This window comes from Acetobacter syzygii (assembly GCF_000964225.1).
GTDB lineage: Bacteria > Pseudomonadota > Alphaproteobacteria > Acetobacterales > Acetobacteraceae > Acetobacter > Acetobacter syzygii.
Window position 1 is genome coordinate 137,224 of the sequence record NZ_BAMZ01000082.1, and the last position, 15,515, is coordinate 152,738.

Genomic DNA, 15,515 nt, shown 5'->3' on the forward strand with positions numbered 1-15,515 from the left:
ATGGTGGCATTGTATTTTGACCACGCGGCAACCACACCGTGTGATCCGCGTGTGCAGAAAATTCTGCTCCGTGCTCTGGCGGAGGAGAATGGTAACCCCCACAGCACTACCCATGTCAGTGGTCTGCGGGCAGCAGACATGGTGGAACAGGCCCGGGCCGAGGTTGCCTCCCTGCTTGGGGCGGATGTGCGCGAGATTGTTTTTACCTCTGGCGCTACCGAGTCCAATAATCTGGCCATCAAGGGGGCTGTGCGCCATCTGGCGGCGCAGGGGAGCGTGCGCCGCCGGGTCATAACCGTTGCAACGGAGCATAAATGTGTTCTGCAAAGTGTGCAGGACCTGGCGTGCGAGGGGTTTGAGCCGGTTGTTCTGCCCGTCAATGCCAATGGGCAGCTTGAACCATCGGTGCTCGCCAAGGCGCTGGAGGTGCCAACGGCTCTGGTCTCCATTGCCGCAGCCAATAACGAGACCGGGGTACTGCATGACCTTGCCCTGCTTGGCGCACTGGTCACACAGGCAGGGGCTTTGCTGCATACCGATCTGGCGCAGTCTGCGGGCAAAATTCCGCTGGACCTTCATGCGTTGCCAGTCGCCCTTGCCTCGGTTTCCAGCCATAAGCTGTATGGACCCAAGGGGGCGGGCGCACTGTTTGTGCGCCGTAGCCCGCGTGTGCGCCTGACGCCCCTCTTCTCTGGTGGTGGGCAGGAACGGGGAATGCGGTCGGGCACCCTGCCGGGCTTTCTGCTGGCAGGGTTTGGTGCGGCATGTCGTATTGCACAGGCGGAAATGGCGCAGGATGCCGCGCATCTGGCCAGGGTGCAGGCGGTATTTCTGGCGCGCCTGTCCGCGCAGTTGCCCGGTTGCGCCGTCAATGCCGGTGGGGCTGAACGCCTGCCGGGTATTTTCAGCCTGCGGCTCCCCCCCGACCTGCGGGCGGTGGATGTGCTGGCGGCCATGCCTGATCTGGAGGTTTCTTTGGGTTCGGCCTGTTCTTCGGCGGAACTTGCTCCCTCTTATGTGCTGGCCGCCATGGGCCTGAGCTTTGAGGAAGCAGGAAGAAGCTTGCGTCTGTCCCCCGGACGTTTTACCTCCACCGCCGAAGCAGAACGCGCGGCGGACAGTCTGGCACAGGCTGCCTTGCGGGTGCGGGCCACCCCTCCCTAGGCCCTCACCCGTAGCAATAAGCCCAGGCCATGCAGGCCGCAGCCGCCATGATATTTTTTGGCAGGATGGAAACCAATGCCCCAGATGACGTTTGTTGAGCAGGACGGAACAGAACGCACGGTTGATGCCCCAGTCGGCCTGTCCGTGCTGGAAATTGCCCATAAGCACGATGTGGACCTTGAAGGCGCCTGTGAAGGGTCTTTGGCCTGCGCCACCTGCCACGTTGTGGTGGACCCCGCATGGGCGGATAAGCTGACCGCCCCGACGGATGATGAGGAAGATATGCTTGATCTGGCCTTTGGGCTGGAAAAAACCTCGCGTCTTGGCTGCCAGATTGTCATGACCGAAGCACTTGATGGTCTGGTCGTGCGCCTGCCCAGCAAGGCCTGACACCAGATAAGGGAAGGATAGCCCGCCCATGCGTATTCTTGTTGCCATGTCCGGAGGGGTGGACAGTTCCGTGGTGGCTGCCCGTCTGCTGGAGGAAGGGCACGAGGTTGTGGGTGCTACCCTCCAGCTTTATGATTCCAGAGGGGCAGCCAAAAAAGGCGCGTGCTGCGCCGGGCAGGACATCCGCGATGCCCGCGCCGTGGCTGACCGTCTGGGATTCCCGCATTATGTGATTGATGCGGAACGCCGCTTCCGTGATAGCGTGATAGAACGCTTTGCCGATGCCTACGCGGCGGGGGAAACCCCGGTCCCCTGTGTGGCCTGTAATCAGGGTGTCAAATTTACTGACCTGCTGGAACTGGCGAAGGAAATTGGGGCAGACGCCATGGCCACCGGCCATTATGTGCGCCGGGTGGAAGGGCCACTGGGCGTGGAGCTACACCGCCCCGTGGACGAAGCCCGCGACCAGAGCTGGTTCCTGTTTGCCACGACCCGTGACCAACTGGAGTTTTTACGCTTCCCACTGGGCGATATGCCCGACAAAGCCGCCGTCAGGCAGGAAGCGGAACGGTTTGGCCTGATTGTGGCCGGTAAGCCCGATAGTCAGGACCTCTGCTTTGTCAGCGATGGGTCTTACGTGGATCTGGTGGAACGGATGCACCCCGAAATGGCTGGCCCGGGCGAGATTGTGGACCAGTCCGGCCATGTGGTTGGCCAGCACGAAGGGGTTATGCGTTTTACCGTGGGGCAGAGCAAACGCCTTGGCAACGCCGCCCGCCTGCAGGGTGAACGCCAGATGGTGGTTGGGGTGGAGCCGGGCCGCAAGAGGGTGATTATTGGCCCTCGCGCCAATGCTTTTGTAAACAGCCTGTCCGTGCGGGATGTAAACTGGCTGGTGGATGCCCCACCCGAAGGGCTTGTCTGCCGGGTGCAGATGCGTGCGCGTGAAGAACCAAGGGCTGCCCGTGTGCTGCCCACCGCGGAGGGTGCGACCATACTGCTGGACGAACCCGCAATGCCTGCTCCCGGTCAGGCCTGTGTGTTTTATCAGGGTAGCCGTATTCTGGGGGGTGGGTTTATCCGCCGGGCGGAAGAGCAGGTCGCAGTTTAAGCAGAACAGGGAGAGCAGGGGTTATGGCCGAAGGTCGTCTGGTTATTGGCACACAACGTTATTCGTCATGGTCCCTGCGTGGCTGGCTGGCTGTGCGTCTGGCAGGGCTGGATGTGGATGTGCAGGTTGTACCGCTGGCCGGTGCGGGCCAGACCACAGCGCTCAAAACACTCTCTCCCAATGGGTGTGTCCCTTATCTGGAACACAGGGGAGCGGTCGTGTGGGATTCGCTCTCCATCGCTGAATATTGTGCCGAACACCATGCGTTTTTATGGCCAACCGACCCGGTTGTGCGGGCCTGGGCGCGTTCGGTTGCGGCGGAAATGCATTCGGGCTTCAGGGCCGTGCGTTCCGCCCTGCCCATGAATCTGGGGCGCAACAGACCGCTGGCCACCCCCTTGGGGGAGGATGTGCATAAGGATATTGCACGTATTAACGCCATATGGACCGAGGGTGTGGGCCGGGGCGGGCCGTTTCTGTGCGGGCAGGGCATGGGCAATGTGGATGCCATGTTTGCGCCGGTTGTCTGCCGCTTTCTGTCGTACAATGTGCCGGGCCTGTCCGCTGCGGCTCATGCCTATATGCAGGCGGTACGCCACCATCCGTTAATGGAGGCATGGTACACCGCGGCCGCGCAGGAGCCTGTGGCGTGGCAGCTGGATATGTACGAAAGTCTGGCCTGACCCCATGCCCACGCCAGCAGGAGGCATTGCGCAGCCCTTGCGGGTTATGACCGTACTGCCCCCGCGCGAGCGTTTTGCCCCGCAGGAGGCCGGGGCCATAGCCCTGCTGGTACACCGCATGGCGGCGGAAGGTGAGGTTGTGGTGGGTAGCGCCCCCCAGACCGCCCCCTATGCGGATGTTCCTTTTGCCCCCGTACCAGACTGCCTGTTCCCATTCAGCCGCATGGGGCGTTACCGGGCTGGAGTTGCCAGATTACTCCGTACTTTCCGCCCCGATCTGGTGGAAGTGCATAATCGCCCGGATCTGGCATGGGCCATAAGCCAGCGTTTCCCCCATGTGCCACTGGCATTGGTTTTGCATAATGACCCGTGTGGAATGCGTGCGGGTAAAACACCGCAGGAGCGTACGGCTCTGGCGCGCAAAATGGCGGTTGTGTGCGTCTCGGACTGGTTGCGAGTACGGTTTTTGGAGCAGGGCGTGCGCGGCGCTGTAACGGTCTTGCCCAATGCGCTGGACCTTGCTGTTTTGCCGCCTCCAGCCCCTGTGCGGGAGCCGATTGTGCTATTTGCAGGCCGTGTTGTGGCCGACAAGGGGGTGGATGCGTTTGTGCAGGCCTGTGCCACGCTTTTGCCGCGCCACCCCACATGGCAGGCCCGGATTATAGGGGCGGACCGTTTTGGCCCCAATTCACCCCAAACAGAGTTTTTGAACACGCTGGTGCCGCAGGCTCTGGCTGCGGGGGTGCACATGGCGGGCTACCAGCCGCACGGGCAGGTTTTGCAGGCCATGAGCCACGCAGCCATTGTGGTGGTGCCCAGCCGCTGGTCCGAACCGTTTGGCATGGCTGCGCTGGAAGCCATGGGGTGTGGCGCAGCGGTGGTCACATCGCGCAATGGGGGGCTCCCCGGTGTTGCGGGGGAGGCGGCATTGTATGCCAGCCCCGATGATCTGCCGGGGCTGGTGGCTGTATTAGAGCGGTTGATGAGCGATGCTGGTTTGCGCGCCCGCATGGCGCAGGCGGGGCGTGCCCGCGCCCGGTTGTTTGATAGTGCGGTTATTCGCCCCAAACGTCAGGCTTTCCATGCCCGACTTGTGCAGGTCTGGCCCCATGTGGAGGCACTGGCACAGGCGTAAACAGCAATCTGGCGTAGGGTGGTGGGGGTTTTTGCGTTGTTGTGCGTGGGTTACGTCCAGCCGCAGGCGTGGAGTGCGGGGTGCATGGCCAAGCGGGGTGGGGCGGTTACGGATAGGCCAGCATCCACCGGCAGACTCAGGCTTCTGGCCAGCAGGTGCAGGCCAGCGGGATGAGGGTGGCCGTATAGCGCATCGCCCACAATGGGCCAGCCCATGGCGGCGCAATGCACACGGGCCTGATGGGTTCGCCCCGTCTCCAGCTCCAGCTCCAGCCAGCTTGTTGTGGCTGAGCGGCCCAGAACACGCCATGTTGTGGCCGAGGGCGCGCCAGCATCTGCCACCTGCATGGACCAGCCTGCTCTGGTGCTGGTTTTAAGCAGGGGCAGGTCAATCCGTCCGGTGGGGGTTTGCGGTCCCCCTTCCACCACGGCCCAGTAGGTCTTGCGTGCGGTCTTGCTGGCAAAAGCCTGCTGCATGGCCAGCAAGGGCTGTTTGCGCAGGGCTATGGCAAGGCAGCCCGATGTATCTGCATCCAGCCGGTGGGCCAGCCATGGACCATCCTTGCGGCGGGACAGGAGGGGAAAGCAGTCCTCCACGCTTGGGCCGCCGCCGGGGCCAGTATGCACGGGCAGGCCAGCGGGTTTGTCCAGAATAACAACATGGCTGCTCTGGTAGAGTATGGGGGGCAGAGCCGGGGGCATGGGGGGTTATTCTTCCCGGTTGGAGCCAACAAGCACCTTGCGGCGGCCCACATGGTCGGCCCGGCTGATAATGCCTTCTTTTTCCATCTGTTCAATCAGCTTGGCAGCGCGGTTGTAACCAATCGACAGGTGGCGCTGGATGAAGGAGGTGGAAGCCTTGCCCTCCCGTGTGACAATATCCACCGCTTCGCTGTACATATCGGCTTCGGCGTTTTCATTCCCGCCAGAGCGGCTGCTGCCGCTGGAGGAAGTGTTTTCTTCCATGGGTTCGGCCAGCACGTCCTCATCATAGATCGGCTCGCCCTGTTCTTTCAGGAAGTTCACAACCTGCTCGACCTCGCTATCGGCCACAAACGGGCCGTGCACGCGGGTAATGCGACCGCCCCCCTGCATGAACAGCATATCCCCCTGACCAAGCAGCTGTTCTGCCCCCTGTTCGCCCAGAATGGTGCGGCTGTCGAACTTGCTGATCACCTGGAACGAAATACGGGTGGGGAAGTTGGCTTTGATGGTGCCCGTAATCACATCCACCGAGGGGCGCTGCGTTGCCATGATGACGTGAATGCCCGCAGCACGTGCTTTTTGCGCCAGACGTTGCACACAGGCGTCAATTTCCTTGCCTGCGGTCATCATCAGGTCGGCCATTTCGTCAATAATGACCACAATGTAGGGCATGGGATCGAGGGTGACTGACTGTTCCTCAAACACGGGGTTGCCGGTTTCAGGGTCAAAGCCGGTTTGTACGCGGCGGACCACGACCTCCCCATCCGCACGGGCTTCGGCTGCACGGGCATTGTAGCCTGCAATGTTGCGGACCTGCATGTGGGCCATGGTGCGGTAACGTCGGTCCATCTCGCGCACAACCCATTTGAGCGCGTTAACGGCTTTGGGTGGCTCGGTTACAACCGGGGTGAGCAGGTGGGGAATACCATCGTAAATGGAGAGTTCGAGCACCTTGGGGTCGATCATGATCAACCTGCATTCATCGGGGGAAAGCCGGTAAAGCAGGGAGAGGATCATGGCGTTGACCCCAACAGACTTACCCGAGCCGGTGGTGCCAGCCACCAGCAGGTGGGGCATCCTTGCCAGATCGCTGAACATGGGTTCGCCCGCAATATCCTTGCCAAGGGCAAGGGGGAGCTGGCCTGTATCCTCGCGCCATGTGGGCTGGTTGAGCAGCTCGGACAGGTAAACCGTCTCACGCGTCTGGTTGGGAACTTCTATCCCCATAACATTCCGGCCCGGAACGGTGGCAATGCGCACACTCAGGACCGACAGGGAGCGCGCCACATCATCCGCCAGCCCGATAATACGGGCAGAACGAATGCCCGGAGCGGGTTCCAGCTCGTAGAGTGTGACCACTGGCCCTGCGCTCATGCCCACAATTTTGCCCTGCACGCCGTAGTCGGCCAGAACCTGCTCCAACATGCGGGCTGTGGCGTTCAGCAGTTCGGGCGAGGGGCCGTTATGGGCATTGCCGGGGGCCGGGCGCAGCAGGCTCATGGGTGGGAGTTCCCACCCACCCTTACGGGCGGCGGTGGGGGCGCGTTCGGGGCTGCTGCCCGTGCTTTCGGTATGGCTGGCACCCGAGAACAGACGGCCCAGCAGGCCGCTTTTGGCGGGTTTGTCCGGGGCTGCTACCGGTGCGGCGCTGGCTGGCAGGGTAAAGGGTGTGGGTTCGGTTCTGGGGGTGGCAGCCGGGGTTATGGCGTTGGTCTGCCTGTTCCCTTCCTGCGGTACGGGGCCTGTTACGGGGTGGCCTGTCTGGTCCTGTGCTGTGTGGAGGACCAGCGCCGTACCGGTGGAAGGAGTGGTGGGGGCCGGGTGGTAGTGCTCGGGTTCGTCCACCTCATCTTCAAAAAGAGCGGTGGTGGGGAGCGTACTGCCATAGAACGGGTCTGCGGCAGGTTGTTTGGCAGGGGCGGTATAGGGTGCCTGTTCGGGGCCTTGAGGGTGCGGTTTGTGGCTGGCGTAGTAGCGCACAAAACGGGTGCCCAGTTTGCCCGGCAACCGCATGATACAAACAAAAGCGCGCCACAGGGCCAGCCATTCCTCGCGCCGCAGGCCGGTCCCGAGCGCAAAGAGCAGTCCCGCCAGCAGTCCCCCCAGAAGCCAGATGACCATTCCCCCCGCAGGGCCAATGGCTGCCATACCAGCAGAGATGGAAGTCTGGGCAATGGAGTGCCCAACGCCTCCACCAATGCCTGCCTGTGTTGGCCACTCCACATTGGGGAGTGCGGTAAACAGCAGGGGAATGGCGGCCAGCAATGCGCCAGAGACGGGGAGCAGGCAAAGAATGGCACCAACCCGCAGGCCAAAAATCATCCCTGTTTCGTGGCCAAGCAGGCGGTGGCTCATAAACCGCCAGCCCCATGCGACAAGAATAAGAACCGGCACAATGGCACCCAACCCGATTCCCTGTAGCAGGGTGTCGGCCATAAAGGCGCCCGTCATCCCCAAAAGGTTGGTCGGGGGCTGGTTGGTGGCCGTGTTAAAGGATGGGTCGGTCGGGTTGTACGTTACCAGAGCCGCCAGCAGGGCGCAGGCCAAAAGACAAAGGGCAATACCCCCCCCTTCTTCCATGCGCAGGCGCAGGGTGCTTTTGTGGGGCGTGGAGGAGTTGCTTGTATTCAAAGGGCTTGTGCGCGCCAAGGGTGCCGGTCCTGACTCCAGAAGCCGCGGTAACGCCCCGCCATAGGGCAGGAATCGTGTGCGCGGGGGATTGTAAAGGGTGACTGCCTTCTTCTTAGCAGCCCTGTTGAGTATTGCGAACCGCATCCTTTGCAGAAGAATACGGCCTTGGAGGGGCAGGCCCGTTGATCAGGCCCAGACCGGAGGGAAGGGTGGCAGGGAAAACAGTCATCTCCGGCGTGGCAGGCATAGGCGCCCAGAGTGTGGGCTGCTTGTTCAGATGCGGCGGATCGACAATTATAGGGGCTGTAGGTCCATTGTGCTGCTGGCTGTTCCTTAAAGAATGGGTGTGCCTGTTCCGCCCTTTGGCGCAAGCGCCGTTGGTGCAGGTAGCCGCATAGGCTGGGGGTTTTTATTTGTTTATCGTCCGCTCCGGGGTGTGCTGAGTAAATGGATGCAAGTCATTTGACCAACCTTGCGCAGTACCTGCACGCAAACCCAGACTTGCACCCTATGCTGCGACCTTGCTCCGTTGTGCAGAATCCATCCTTTGAACGCCCTGTGTGTGTCCAGCCCGATGGCAGTCTTGTGTGCAGCAGCCAGCAGGTAACACCTGCCAGTGCCTGGTTTTTGACCCGCCTCGCGTTGGAGGTGGCGGAGTTGGTCAGTAATCCGGGCGCAGGGGCAGCTGCCAGAACGGTCCTCCCTGCCGGGCAACGGATGGCGCGTATTTTGCTGGCGGCCGCAAGGCTTACGGCCCGTGCATGGTGTGGGCGCATGGTGTTCCCGGCCAGTCCGCCGCCTCATTCCATGCCGTGCTTCTGGGGGGAGGCAATGGCGGGGGAGGCTGTTCCAGCCCCCTCACAACTGGCGGCCTGTCTGGCTGATGTTGCGTTGTATGTTGCCCCCAGCCTGCGCCCGCAGGTGGGGGAGGGTCATGGGGTATATGCGTGGGCCTGTTCAGTCTGGTCCAGTTTACAGCCTGCGGAGTGGCGGGTGGTTCAAGGGGGGGACGAACGGCTGGACCTGACCGGCCCATATGGCCTGAACCGGTATGGCTGCCAGCCTTTCCCCCGCAGTGGGGAGCTGGCTTTTTCTTCCTCCACGGCGTCATCCCCTAGCGTGGTTGCGGCACGGGCCATGTATCAGGCCAATATGCGCCTGATCCGCCGTGCGGTGGAGGGGGGTGAAGGGGCAGAACTGTGCCCTGTGCGCGAGGTCCGCGCATTTGTGGCGGCGTTCTATCATCTGGATGGACCCGATCGTGTTGTGCTGGCCCCATCGGGGACTGACTGCGCTCTGGCGGCTACGGCGTTTATGGGGATGGCCAGCCCACACATCACAACGCTTCTCCCCGGTGTGGAAGAGACGGGCAGCGGTGTTCCGCTGGCAACCTGTGGCCGCCATTTTGCCCAGCGTACGGCCTTGGGATACGGGGTGGATAAAGGCGCGCTCATAGACGGATTTGTGCGGGATGCGGAGCATGTGGGCCTGCCCCTGCGTGCGGAGGGTGGGGCGCGCATACCTGATGATGACCTCTTTGCGGCCTGCCAACAGCAGATGGATCGGGCGGTCAGGGCCGGGCGGCGTGTTCTGCTGTATCTGCTGCATGTCTCCAAAACCGGGCAACTGGTGCTGCCTGCTGCGCAGGTGCGGGCTTTGTGCGCCCTTTATCCGGGGCAGGTGGATGTTCTGGTAGATGCCTGTCAGGCCCGGTTGAGGGCGGAGCATGTCCGCCAGTATGTGGGGTGGGGTTGGGCGGTTATGGTGACCGGGTCCAAGTTTTTTACCGGCCCGCCTTTTAGTGGTGCCTTGCTGCTGCCCGATGGCTGGTTGGAGCGGTTGCACCATGCAAGCCTGCCAGCCGGTCTGGCGGCCTACGCCACACGGGCGGAATGGCCGGACCTGCCAGCAGCCCTTACCCTGCCTGCGGGGATGAATGCAGGCCTGCTCCTGCGCTGGAGCGGTGCGCGGGCAGAAATGGCGGCTTTTGCTGCCGTGCCGGAGACGCAAAAATATGACCGTCTGCACCGATTTGGGGTGGACGTCCTTCATGCTCTGCGGGCCTGTCCGTACGTACGACTGTTACCGTCAGCGGATTTGGCTCCAGCGCATGGAGTGGGTACGTGGGACAGCCTGCCCAGTATTTTTGCGTTTGTTGTGCTGCTGGATGGGTACCCTCTGACGCTGGTGCAGGCCCGGCAGTTGCATGGCTGGCTGCTGGCCGACCTGACAGCCCCTCTTTGTGCCTGTCTGCGCGATGTTGCGGAGCGGGCACTGGCGGCACTTCCCTGCCACGTTGGGCAGCCGGTTGCCATAACGGACAATGCCGGGCAGGAGGGGGCGTTGGGTGCTTTGCGGATTTCGGCCTCCGCCCGACTGGTGTCCGGCACAGGGGCAAGGGTGGGTGCCGCCCGGCCAGCAGATCAGCCGGAAGGGATGGTCTGCCATGCTGGCGTGGTGCGGGTGCTGGCCAAACTGGAGCTTATTTTACGGTACTGGTCGGAGCTTGCGCACGCGCCCTCCTGCGCGGGTACGCCAGTTGAGCGTGTTCCTGTGCCGGTTGCCGGGGACTGCGTGTGGGATCAGGGCAGGCAGGGCATTTCTTCTCTTGCACTCAGGCAAAGCTGATTCCACAACAGGGGCATGAGCGAACATCTGATTGCCGAGCAAGCCTCATCCTCTTCTCAGGATCATTTTCTCGATGGTCCGGAGCTTCCCACCGGTATTACGCGTTTTTGGCTGATCCGCCACGCACTGGTGGAAGAAAATGCCCGTATGCGCATGTATGGCAGTATGGATGTGCCGCTCTGCCCGGAAAGTCTGATTGCCCAAAAACCCATGTACCGGGCTTTGGCCGAACGTCTGCCGCAGGATGCACAATGGTTTATCAGCCCTCTGTCCCGCACCCGGCGGACAGCACAGGCTATTGAGGAAGCCGGTTATGGCCCCCGCAAACTCACGGTGGAGCCAGACCTGATCGAGCAGAATCTGGGCGCGTGGCAAGGGCTCAAGTACGATGCCCTGCCTGCCCATCTGACCCTGCCGCCCCACCCCTTCTGGCCGGTTGCCGCCAGTGACTGCCCACCGCAGGGCGAAAGCGTGATAGAAGTGTGCAGCCGTGTTGGCCGCCTGCTGGACCGGCTGGCCAGAACGCACGCGGGGCGCAACATTGTGGCGGTGGCCCATGGCGGGGTGATTCGCGCAGCGCTAGCCCATGCACTGCGGATTCATGCCGAGACCGCGTTGCATTTTTCGGTCCAGAATCTCTCGCTTACCATTCTGGAACGGCTGGATGCAGGCTGGCGGGTGGTCACGGTCAATGAACTGCCCGGTGTTTAACCCGGTGCGGTTTGCGCCATTTATGTAAAACGACTGGCTGACCATACGGGCAGCCATGATTCCCAGACGGAGGGCCGTGGTCCATGTCTTTCTCTCCCTCACACGCCGGGGCGCTGGCCGCCACAGACCAGTTGTTTTTTGCCTCCAAGCAGGCGCAGCTTAGCCGGGACGAGGCTGAAAAGCTCACCCACACGGCGCTGGACGGCATGGACGATGGCGAGCTGTTCCTTGAATACCGCGAGAGCGAATCCATAGCTCTGGATGATGGGGTTATCCGCTCTGCTTCCTTTAACACCAGCACGGGCTTTGGTTTGCGTGCGGTGCTGGGGGAAGAAACGGGCTTTGCCCATTCGGATGAGATGAGCCGTTCTTCTCTGCTCCGCGCGGCCGATGCGGTCAGTGCCGTGCGCGCCGGGCGTTCCGGGCAGATGGCAGCACCACCCCGCCCCACCAACCAGCGGCTCTACACGGATGCGAACCCGCTGGGGGATACCGATTTTGCAGCCCGCTCCGGCCTGCTTTCCAGCATAGATGCCTATGCACGCGGTAAGGACCGGCGCGTGGTGCAAGTCATGGCCTCGCTCTCGGGCGAGTGGCAGGCCGTGCAGATCATTCGGGCAGACGGTGGGCGTGTGGCCGATCTGCGGCCTCTGGTGCGGTTGAATGTGTCGGTTGTGGTGGAGCAGGATGGCAAGCGCGAGAGCGGCAGCCACGGCCTTGGTGGACGTTACGAGATTAACCGCCTGCTGAATGAGGAAACATGGCACGGCGCGGTGGATGAGGCCCTGCGGCAGGCCCTTGTTGCCCTGGAAGCACAGGCGGCCCCAGCGGGGGAAATGGAGGTTGTGCTGGGTGCTGGCTGGCCCGGCATTCTATTGCACGAAGCCGTGGGCCATGGGCTGGAAGGGGACTTTAACCGCAAGGGTACATCCGTTTTTGCCGGGCGCATTGGCTCCCGCGTGGCATCCCCCGGTGTTACGGTAATTGATGATGGCTCCCTGCCCGACCGCCGGGGCAGCCTGACTATTGATGATGAAGGCACCCCGACAGGCCGCACGGTGCTGATCGAGGATGGTATTCTCAAAGGCTATTTGCAGGACCGGCTGAATGCCCGGCTTATGGGGGTGGCCCCTACAGGTAATGGCCGCCGCCAGTCCTACGCGCATATGCCTCTGCCCCGTATGACCAACACCATTATGCTGCCCGGTAATGCCACAACGGAAGAGATGATCCGTTCGGTCAAACGTGGGCTGTACGCCGTGCACTTTGGGGGCGGGCAGGTGGATATTACATCGGGCAAGTTCGTGTTTGCCGCATCCGAGGCCTATCTGATCGAGAATGGTCGGGTCACAGTGCCGGTCAAGGGCGCAACCCTGATTGGCAGCGGCGCGGAAGCCATGACGCAGGTTTCCATGATCGGGGGCAATCTGGAGCTTGATCCGGGTATTGGAACCTGTGGCAAGGCCGGGCAGGGGGTGCCGGTTGGTGTTGGTCAGCCGACGCTTAAAATGACCGGTCTGACCGTGGGTGGCACGGCTTAGGAACGCAACAGACGCCTGCCCCTCCTTTGGGCTGTTCCTGTTCTGCGCTCTCTCATGCTAGAGCGTGTGCCTGAGGTTCTGCCCGTCTGATGCGGGCCGAAGGAGAGGGACAGGAAAATGGTCGAGAGCGGATTTCGGAGTTCTTTCATGCGCGAGGCCGCAGCACGCGGTTTCATTTTCCAGTGCACGGATGCGCAGGCACTGGACGCACTTATGGAACGGGAGTCCATCTCGGCTTATATTGGCTTTGACCCCACGGCAGACAGCCTGCATGTGGGTGGGCTTATCCAGATTATGATGTTGCGGCTGCTGCAAAAGCACGGCCATCGCCCGATTGCCCTTGTTGGGGGCGGCACGGCGCGCATTGGCGATCCCTCCTTCCGGGAAGAGGCTCGCCGCCTGATGACGGATGACATCATCCAGACCAATCTGGCCGGGATCGAGGGGTGCCTGCGGCAGTTCCTGACCTTTGGCACGGGCGCGTCCGATGCGCTGCTGGTCAACAATGCGGATTGGCTGGACAAGCTGGCCTATATTGATCTGCTGCGCGATGTGGGGGTGCATTTTTCCATCAACCGCATGTTGTCCTTTGATTCTGTCAAGAATCGGCTGGAGCGCGAACAGGGACTGACTTTTCTGGAGTTCAATTACTCCATTCTCCAGTCCTACGATTTTAGGGAACTCAGCCGCCAGTATGGGCTGGTGTTGCAACTGGGTGGGTCCGACCAGTGGGGTAATATTGTCTCCGGTGTGGAACTGGTGCGCAGAACCGACCAGAAAGCCGTGATGGGCCTGACCACGCCGCTGCTGACAACCTCTTCCGGCGCCAAAATGGGCAAAACGGCCAGCGGTGCCGTGTGGCTGTCCGAAAAACGCCTGCCCGTGTTCGATTACTGGCAGTTCTGGCGCAATACGGAAGATGCCGATGTGGGCCGCTTTTTACGCCTGTTCACGGACCTGCCGCTGGAGGAATGCGCGCGGCTGGAAAATTTGCAGGGTGCCGAGATTAACGAAGCCAAAAAGATACTGGCGACCGAGGCCACAGCCTTGTGCCATGGGCGCGAGGCGGCCCTTGCCGCAGCAGAGGCCGCCCGTCAGACGTTTGAGGAAGGCCGTGTAACGGCCGCAGATTTGCCAGTGCACGAAGTTGCCCAACCCGAACTGGCAGCAGGGATTCCCGTTTTCCGCCTTCTGGTGGAGGCAGGTCTTGCCAAAACCAATGGCGAGGCCCGGCGTTTGGTGCGTGGTGGGGGCGCCCGCCTCAACAATGCCGTGATACAGGATGAAAATCGCCTGATTGTGGAGCACGATAGCGTGGACGGTGCCATCAGGCTCTCTGCTGGCAAAAAACATCATGTGCTGGTCAAGGTTGCCTCCTAACGGCCAGCCACCAGCAGGAGGCCATACTATGAAACGTCTTGTATGCAGTCTGGCTGCATTGGGAACTTTAACAACACTGGCAGGCTGTGCCGGACCGGGCCCCGGCCCCCGGCCCTACTATCCGTACGGATATGCCGGGTCCAGTTTTGGTTATGATGAGTATTATGGTTACGGCGGCGGTGGTGGCTGGTCTCGCCCTGCTCCGCGCCCCATGGGCAGGCCCGGTATGGGGCCTGGTCGCCCCGGTGGTGGTCATAATGGCGGCGGGTGGTCGCGGCCCGGTGGCGGAGGACGCCCCGGCGGAGGTGGCCCCGGTGGTCAGGGTGGTCCCGGTGGTGGTGGCGGACAACGCCCCGGTGGCGGTGGTGCGCACGGAGGCGGCCCATCCGGTGGTGGCCATGGTGGCGGTCCGGGGGGCGGTGGCCCTAATGGTCCTCCACGCGGCTGATCGTCCGGAGACATATGTTCAGGAAGGCCTCGCCATGGTGCGGGGCCTTTTTTATGGTCTGTCCGTTGTTGGGCTGCGGGCCGGTGCAAATGCAAGGCATCACACACGCCTCATGCCTCTTGGCGAGGATGAAAACGGAGAACAATAAAATTTAAGGGAAAAGTTTGCTGGTGCTGCTGGACAGGATTGAACTGTCGACCTCTCCCTTACCAAGGGAGTGCTCTACCACTGAGCTACAGCAGCACTGCTTGCGGGGTTCTAGCCGTTTGGGCCGACCACCGCAAGAGTGGGCAGAACAAAAAAGACGAAAATTAATCGTCCCTATGTGTTTTTTCCATGCGTTCGTGCTGTTCCTGCGCCTCAATGGACAGGGTTGCAATGGGGCGGGCTTCCAGACGCTTCAGGCCAATAGGCTCGCCTGTTTCCTCGCAATAACCATAGCTGCCGTTTTCAACCCGCTGGAGCGCAAGGTTGATCTTGCCAATCAGCTTACGGGCCCGGTCACGCGTGCGCAGCTCAAGGGCACGATCGGTTTCCACGCTGGCGCGGTCCGTAATGTCGGCTTCATGAATGCCCCCTTCGGAAAGGCTGGCTAGGGTATCCCCGGCCTCTTTCAAAAGATCCGCACGCCATTTGAGCAGTTTCTGCCGGAAGTACTCCGTCTGAAGAGGATTCATGAACTCTTCATCTTCTGACGGGCGATAATCTGGCGGTAAAGTAATCATGTCTGTCGTCAGCCTTTGCAATGACAGGAAGCCTGCCTTGAAAGAATGACGCGGCTTATAGCGGCAACATGCCCCAGCGCCAAGAATTTTATGCACAGATATGCAAAGAAAAGTGGAAATTATCGGTCAGTAAGATCAAGAAAAACTGATATTTGGAAAAAGTAATAAATAGAAATGATCCGATTATTAAAATTTCAATAAAACCTTCAGCCGTATCAGCGAGGGTGCTTGTCGCCGTTTTTTGCTTGGGTCTGGGGTGCGGTC

General features: G+C 61.5%; 13 protein-coding genes and 1 tRNA gene. 10 read left to right on the top strand and 4 right to left on the bottom strand.

The window, feature by feature from the left end; translation table 11 throughout:
- The 5 genes from Absy_RS12400 (at position 1) to Absy_RS12420 (ending at position 4,483) form a co-directional block, all read left to right on the top strand.
- Positions 1-1,164 (top strand): cysteine desulfurase family protein, encoded by a 1,164-nt coding sequence (locus tag Absy_RS12400; RefSeq protein WP_048855054.1) that lies wholly within the window; start codon positions 1-3, stop codon positions 1,162-1,164.
- A gap of 75 nt (positions 1,165-1,239) precedes the next feature.
- On the top strand, positions 1,240-1,554 hold the full coding sequence (locus Absy_RS12405) for a ferredoxin family 2Fe-2S iron-sulfur cluster binding protein (protein ID WP_048855055.1): 315 nt from the start codon (positions 1,240-1,242) through the stop codon (positions 1,552-1,554).
- 28 nt (positions 1,555-1,582) lie between these two features.
- Positions 1,583-2,665 carry a tRNA 2-thiouridine(34) synthase MnmA gene (gene mnmA / locus Absy_RS12410; protein ID WP_048855056.1) on the top strand — a complete coding sequence of 361 codons (1,083 nt, stop codon included), beginning with the start codon at positions 1,583-1,585 and terminating at the stop codon, positions 2,663-2,665.
- 23 nt (positions 2,666-2,688) lie between these two features.
- On the top strand, positions 2,689-3,348 hold the full coding sequence (locus Absy_RS12415; protein ID WP_048855057.1) for a glutathione S-transferase family protein: 660 nt from the start codon (positions 2,689-2,691) through the stop codon (positions 3,346-3,348).
- A 4-nt stretch (positions 3,349-3,352) separates the two neighbouring features.
- A complete protein-coding gene (locus Absy_RS12420) occupies positions 3,353-4,483 on the top strand; it encodes a glycosyltransferase family 4 protein (RefSeq protein ID WP_048855058.1) in 1,131 nt (376 codons plus the stop codon).
- Between the two features lie 50 nt (positions 4,484-4,533).
- Here Absy_RS12420 and Absy_RS12425 read toward each other — a convergent pair whose 3' ends face one another.
- Together Absy_RS12425 and Absy_RS12430 are read right to left on the bottom strand one after the other, a co-directional pair.
- Positions 4,534-5,184 carry an RluA family pseudouridine synthase gene (locus tag Absy_RS12425; RefSeq protein WP_048855059.1) on the bottom strand — a complete coding sequence of 217 codons (651 nt, stop codon included), beginning with the start codon at positions 5,182-5,184 and terminating at the stop codon, positions 4,534-4,536.
- Between the two features lie 6 nt (positions 5,185-5,190).
- On the bottom strand, positions 5,191-7,767 hold the full coding sequence (locus tag Absy_RS12430) for a DNA translocase FtsK (RefSeq protein ID WP_245614844.1): 2,577 nt from the start codon (positions 7,765-7,767) through the stop codon (positions 5,191-5,193).
- Between the two features lie 561 nt (positions 7,768-8,328).
- On the opposite strand from Absy_RS12430, the gene Absy_RS12435 reads away from it, so the two are divergent.
- The 5 genes from Absy_RS12435 (at position 8,329) to Absy_RS12455 (ending at position 14,526) form a co-directional block, all read left to right on the top strand.
- Positions 8,329-10,446 carry a GMP reductase gene (locus Absy_RS12435; RefSeq protein ID WP_148315560.1) on the top strand — a complete coding sequence of 706 codons (2,118 nt, stop codon included), beginning with the start codon at positions 8,329-8,331 and terminating at the stop codon, positions 10,444-10,446.
- A 15-nt stretch (positions 10,447-10,461) separates the two neighbouring features.
- Positions 10,462-11,157 carry a histidine phosphatase family protein gene (locus tag Absy_RS12440; RefSeq protein ID WP_048855062.1) on the top strand — a complete coding sequence of 232 codons (696 nt, stop codon included), beginning with the start codon at positions 10,462-10,464 and terminating at the stop codon, positions 11,155-11,157.
- A gap of 83 nt (positions 11,158-11,240) precedes the next feature.
- A complete protein-coding gene (tldD, locus tag Absy_RS12445; RefSeq protein WP_048855063.1) occupies positions 11,241-12,698 on the top strand; it encodes a metalloprotease TldD in 1,458 nt (485 codons plus the stop codon).
- Between the two features lie 117 nt (positions 12,699-12,815).
- Entirely contained in the window at positions 12,816-14,078 is a 1,263-nt protein-coding gene (gene tyrS, locus Absy_RS12450; protein ID WP_048855064.1) for a tyrosine--tRNA ligase, read from the top strand.
- 28 nt (positions 14,079-14,106) lie between these two features.
- A complete protein-coding gene (locus Absy_RS12455; protein ID WP_084597188.1) occupies positions 14,107-14,526 on the top strand; it encodes a hypothetical protein in 420 nt (139 codons plus the stop codon).
- A 168-nt stretch (positions 14,527-14,694) separates the two neighbouring features.
- Here Absy_RS12455 and Absy_RS12460 read toward each other — a convergent pair.
- Both Absy_RS12460 and dksA read right to left on the bottom strand, forming a co-directional pair.
- Positions 14,695-14,769, bottom strand: a tRNA-Thr gene (locus Absy_RS12460).
- A gap of 68 nt (positions 14,770-14,837) precedes the next feature.
- Entirely contained in the window at positions 14,838-15,251 is a 414-nt protein-coding gene (gene dksA, locus Absy_RS12465; protein ID WP_025828648.1) for an RNA polymerase-binding protein DksA, read from the bottom strand.
- Positions 15,252-15,515: the final 264 nt, after the last annotated feature.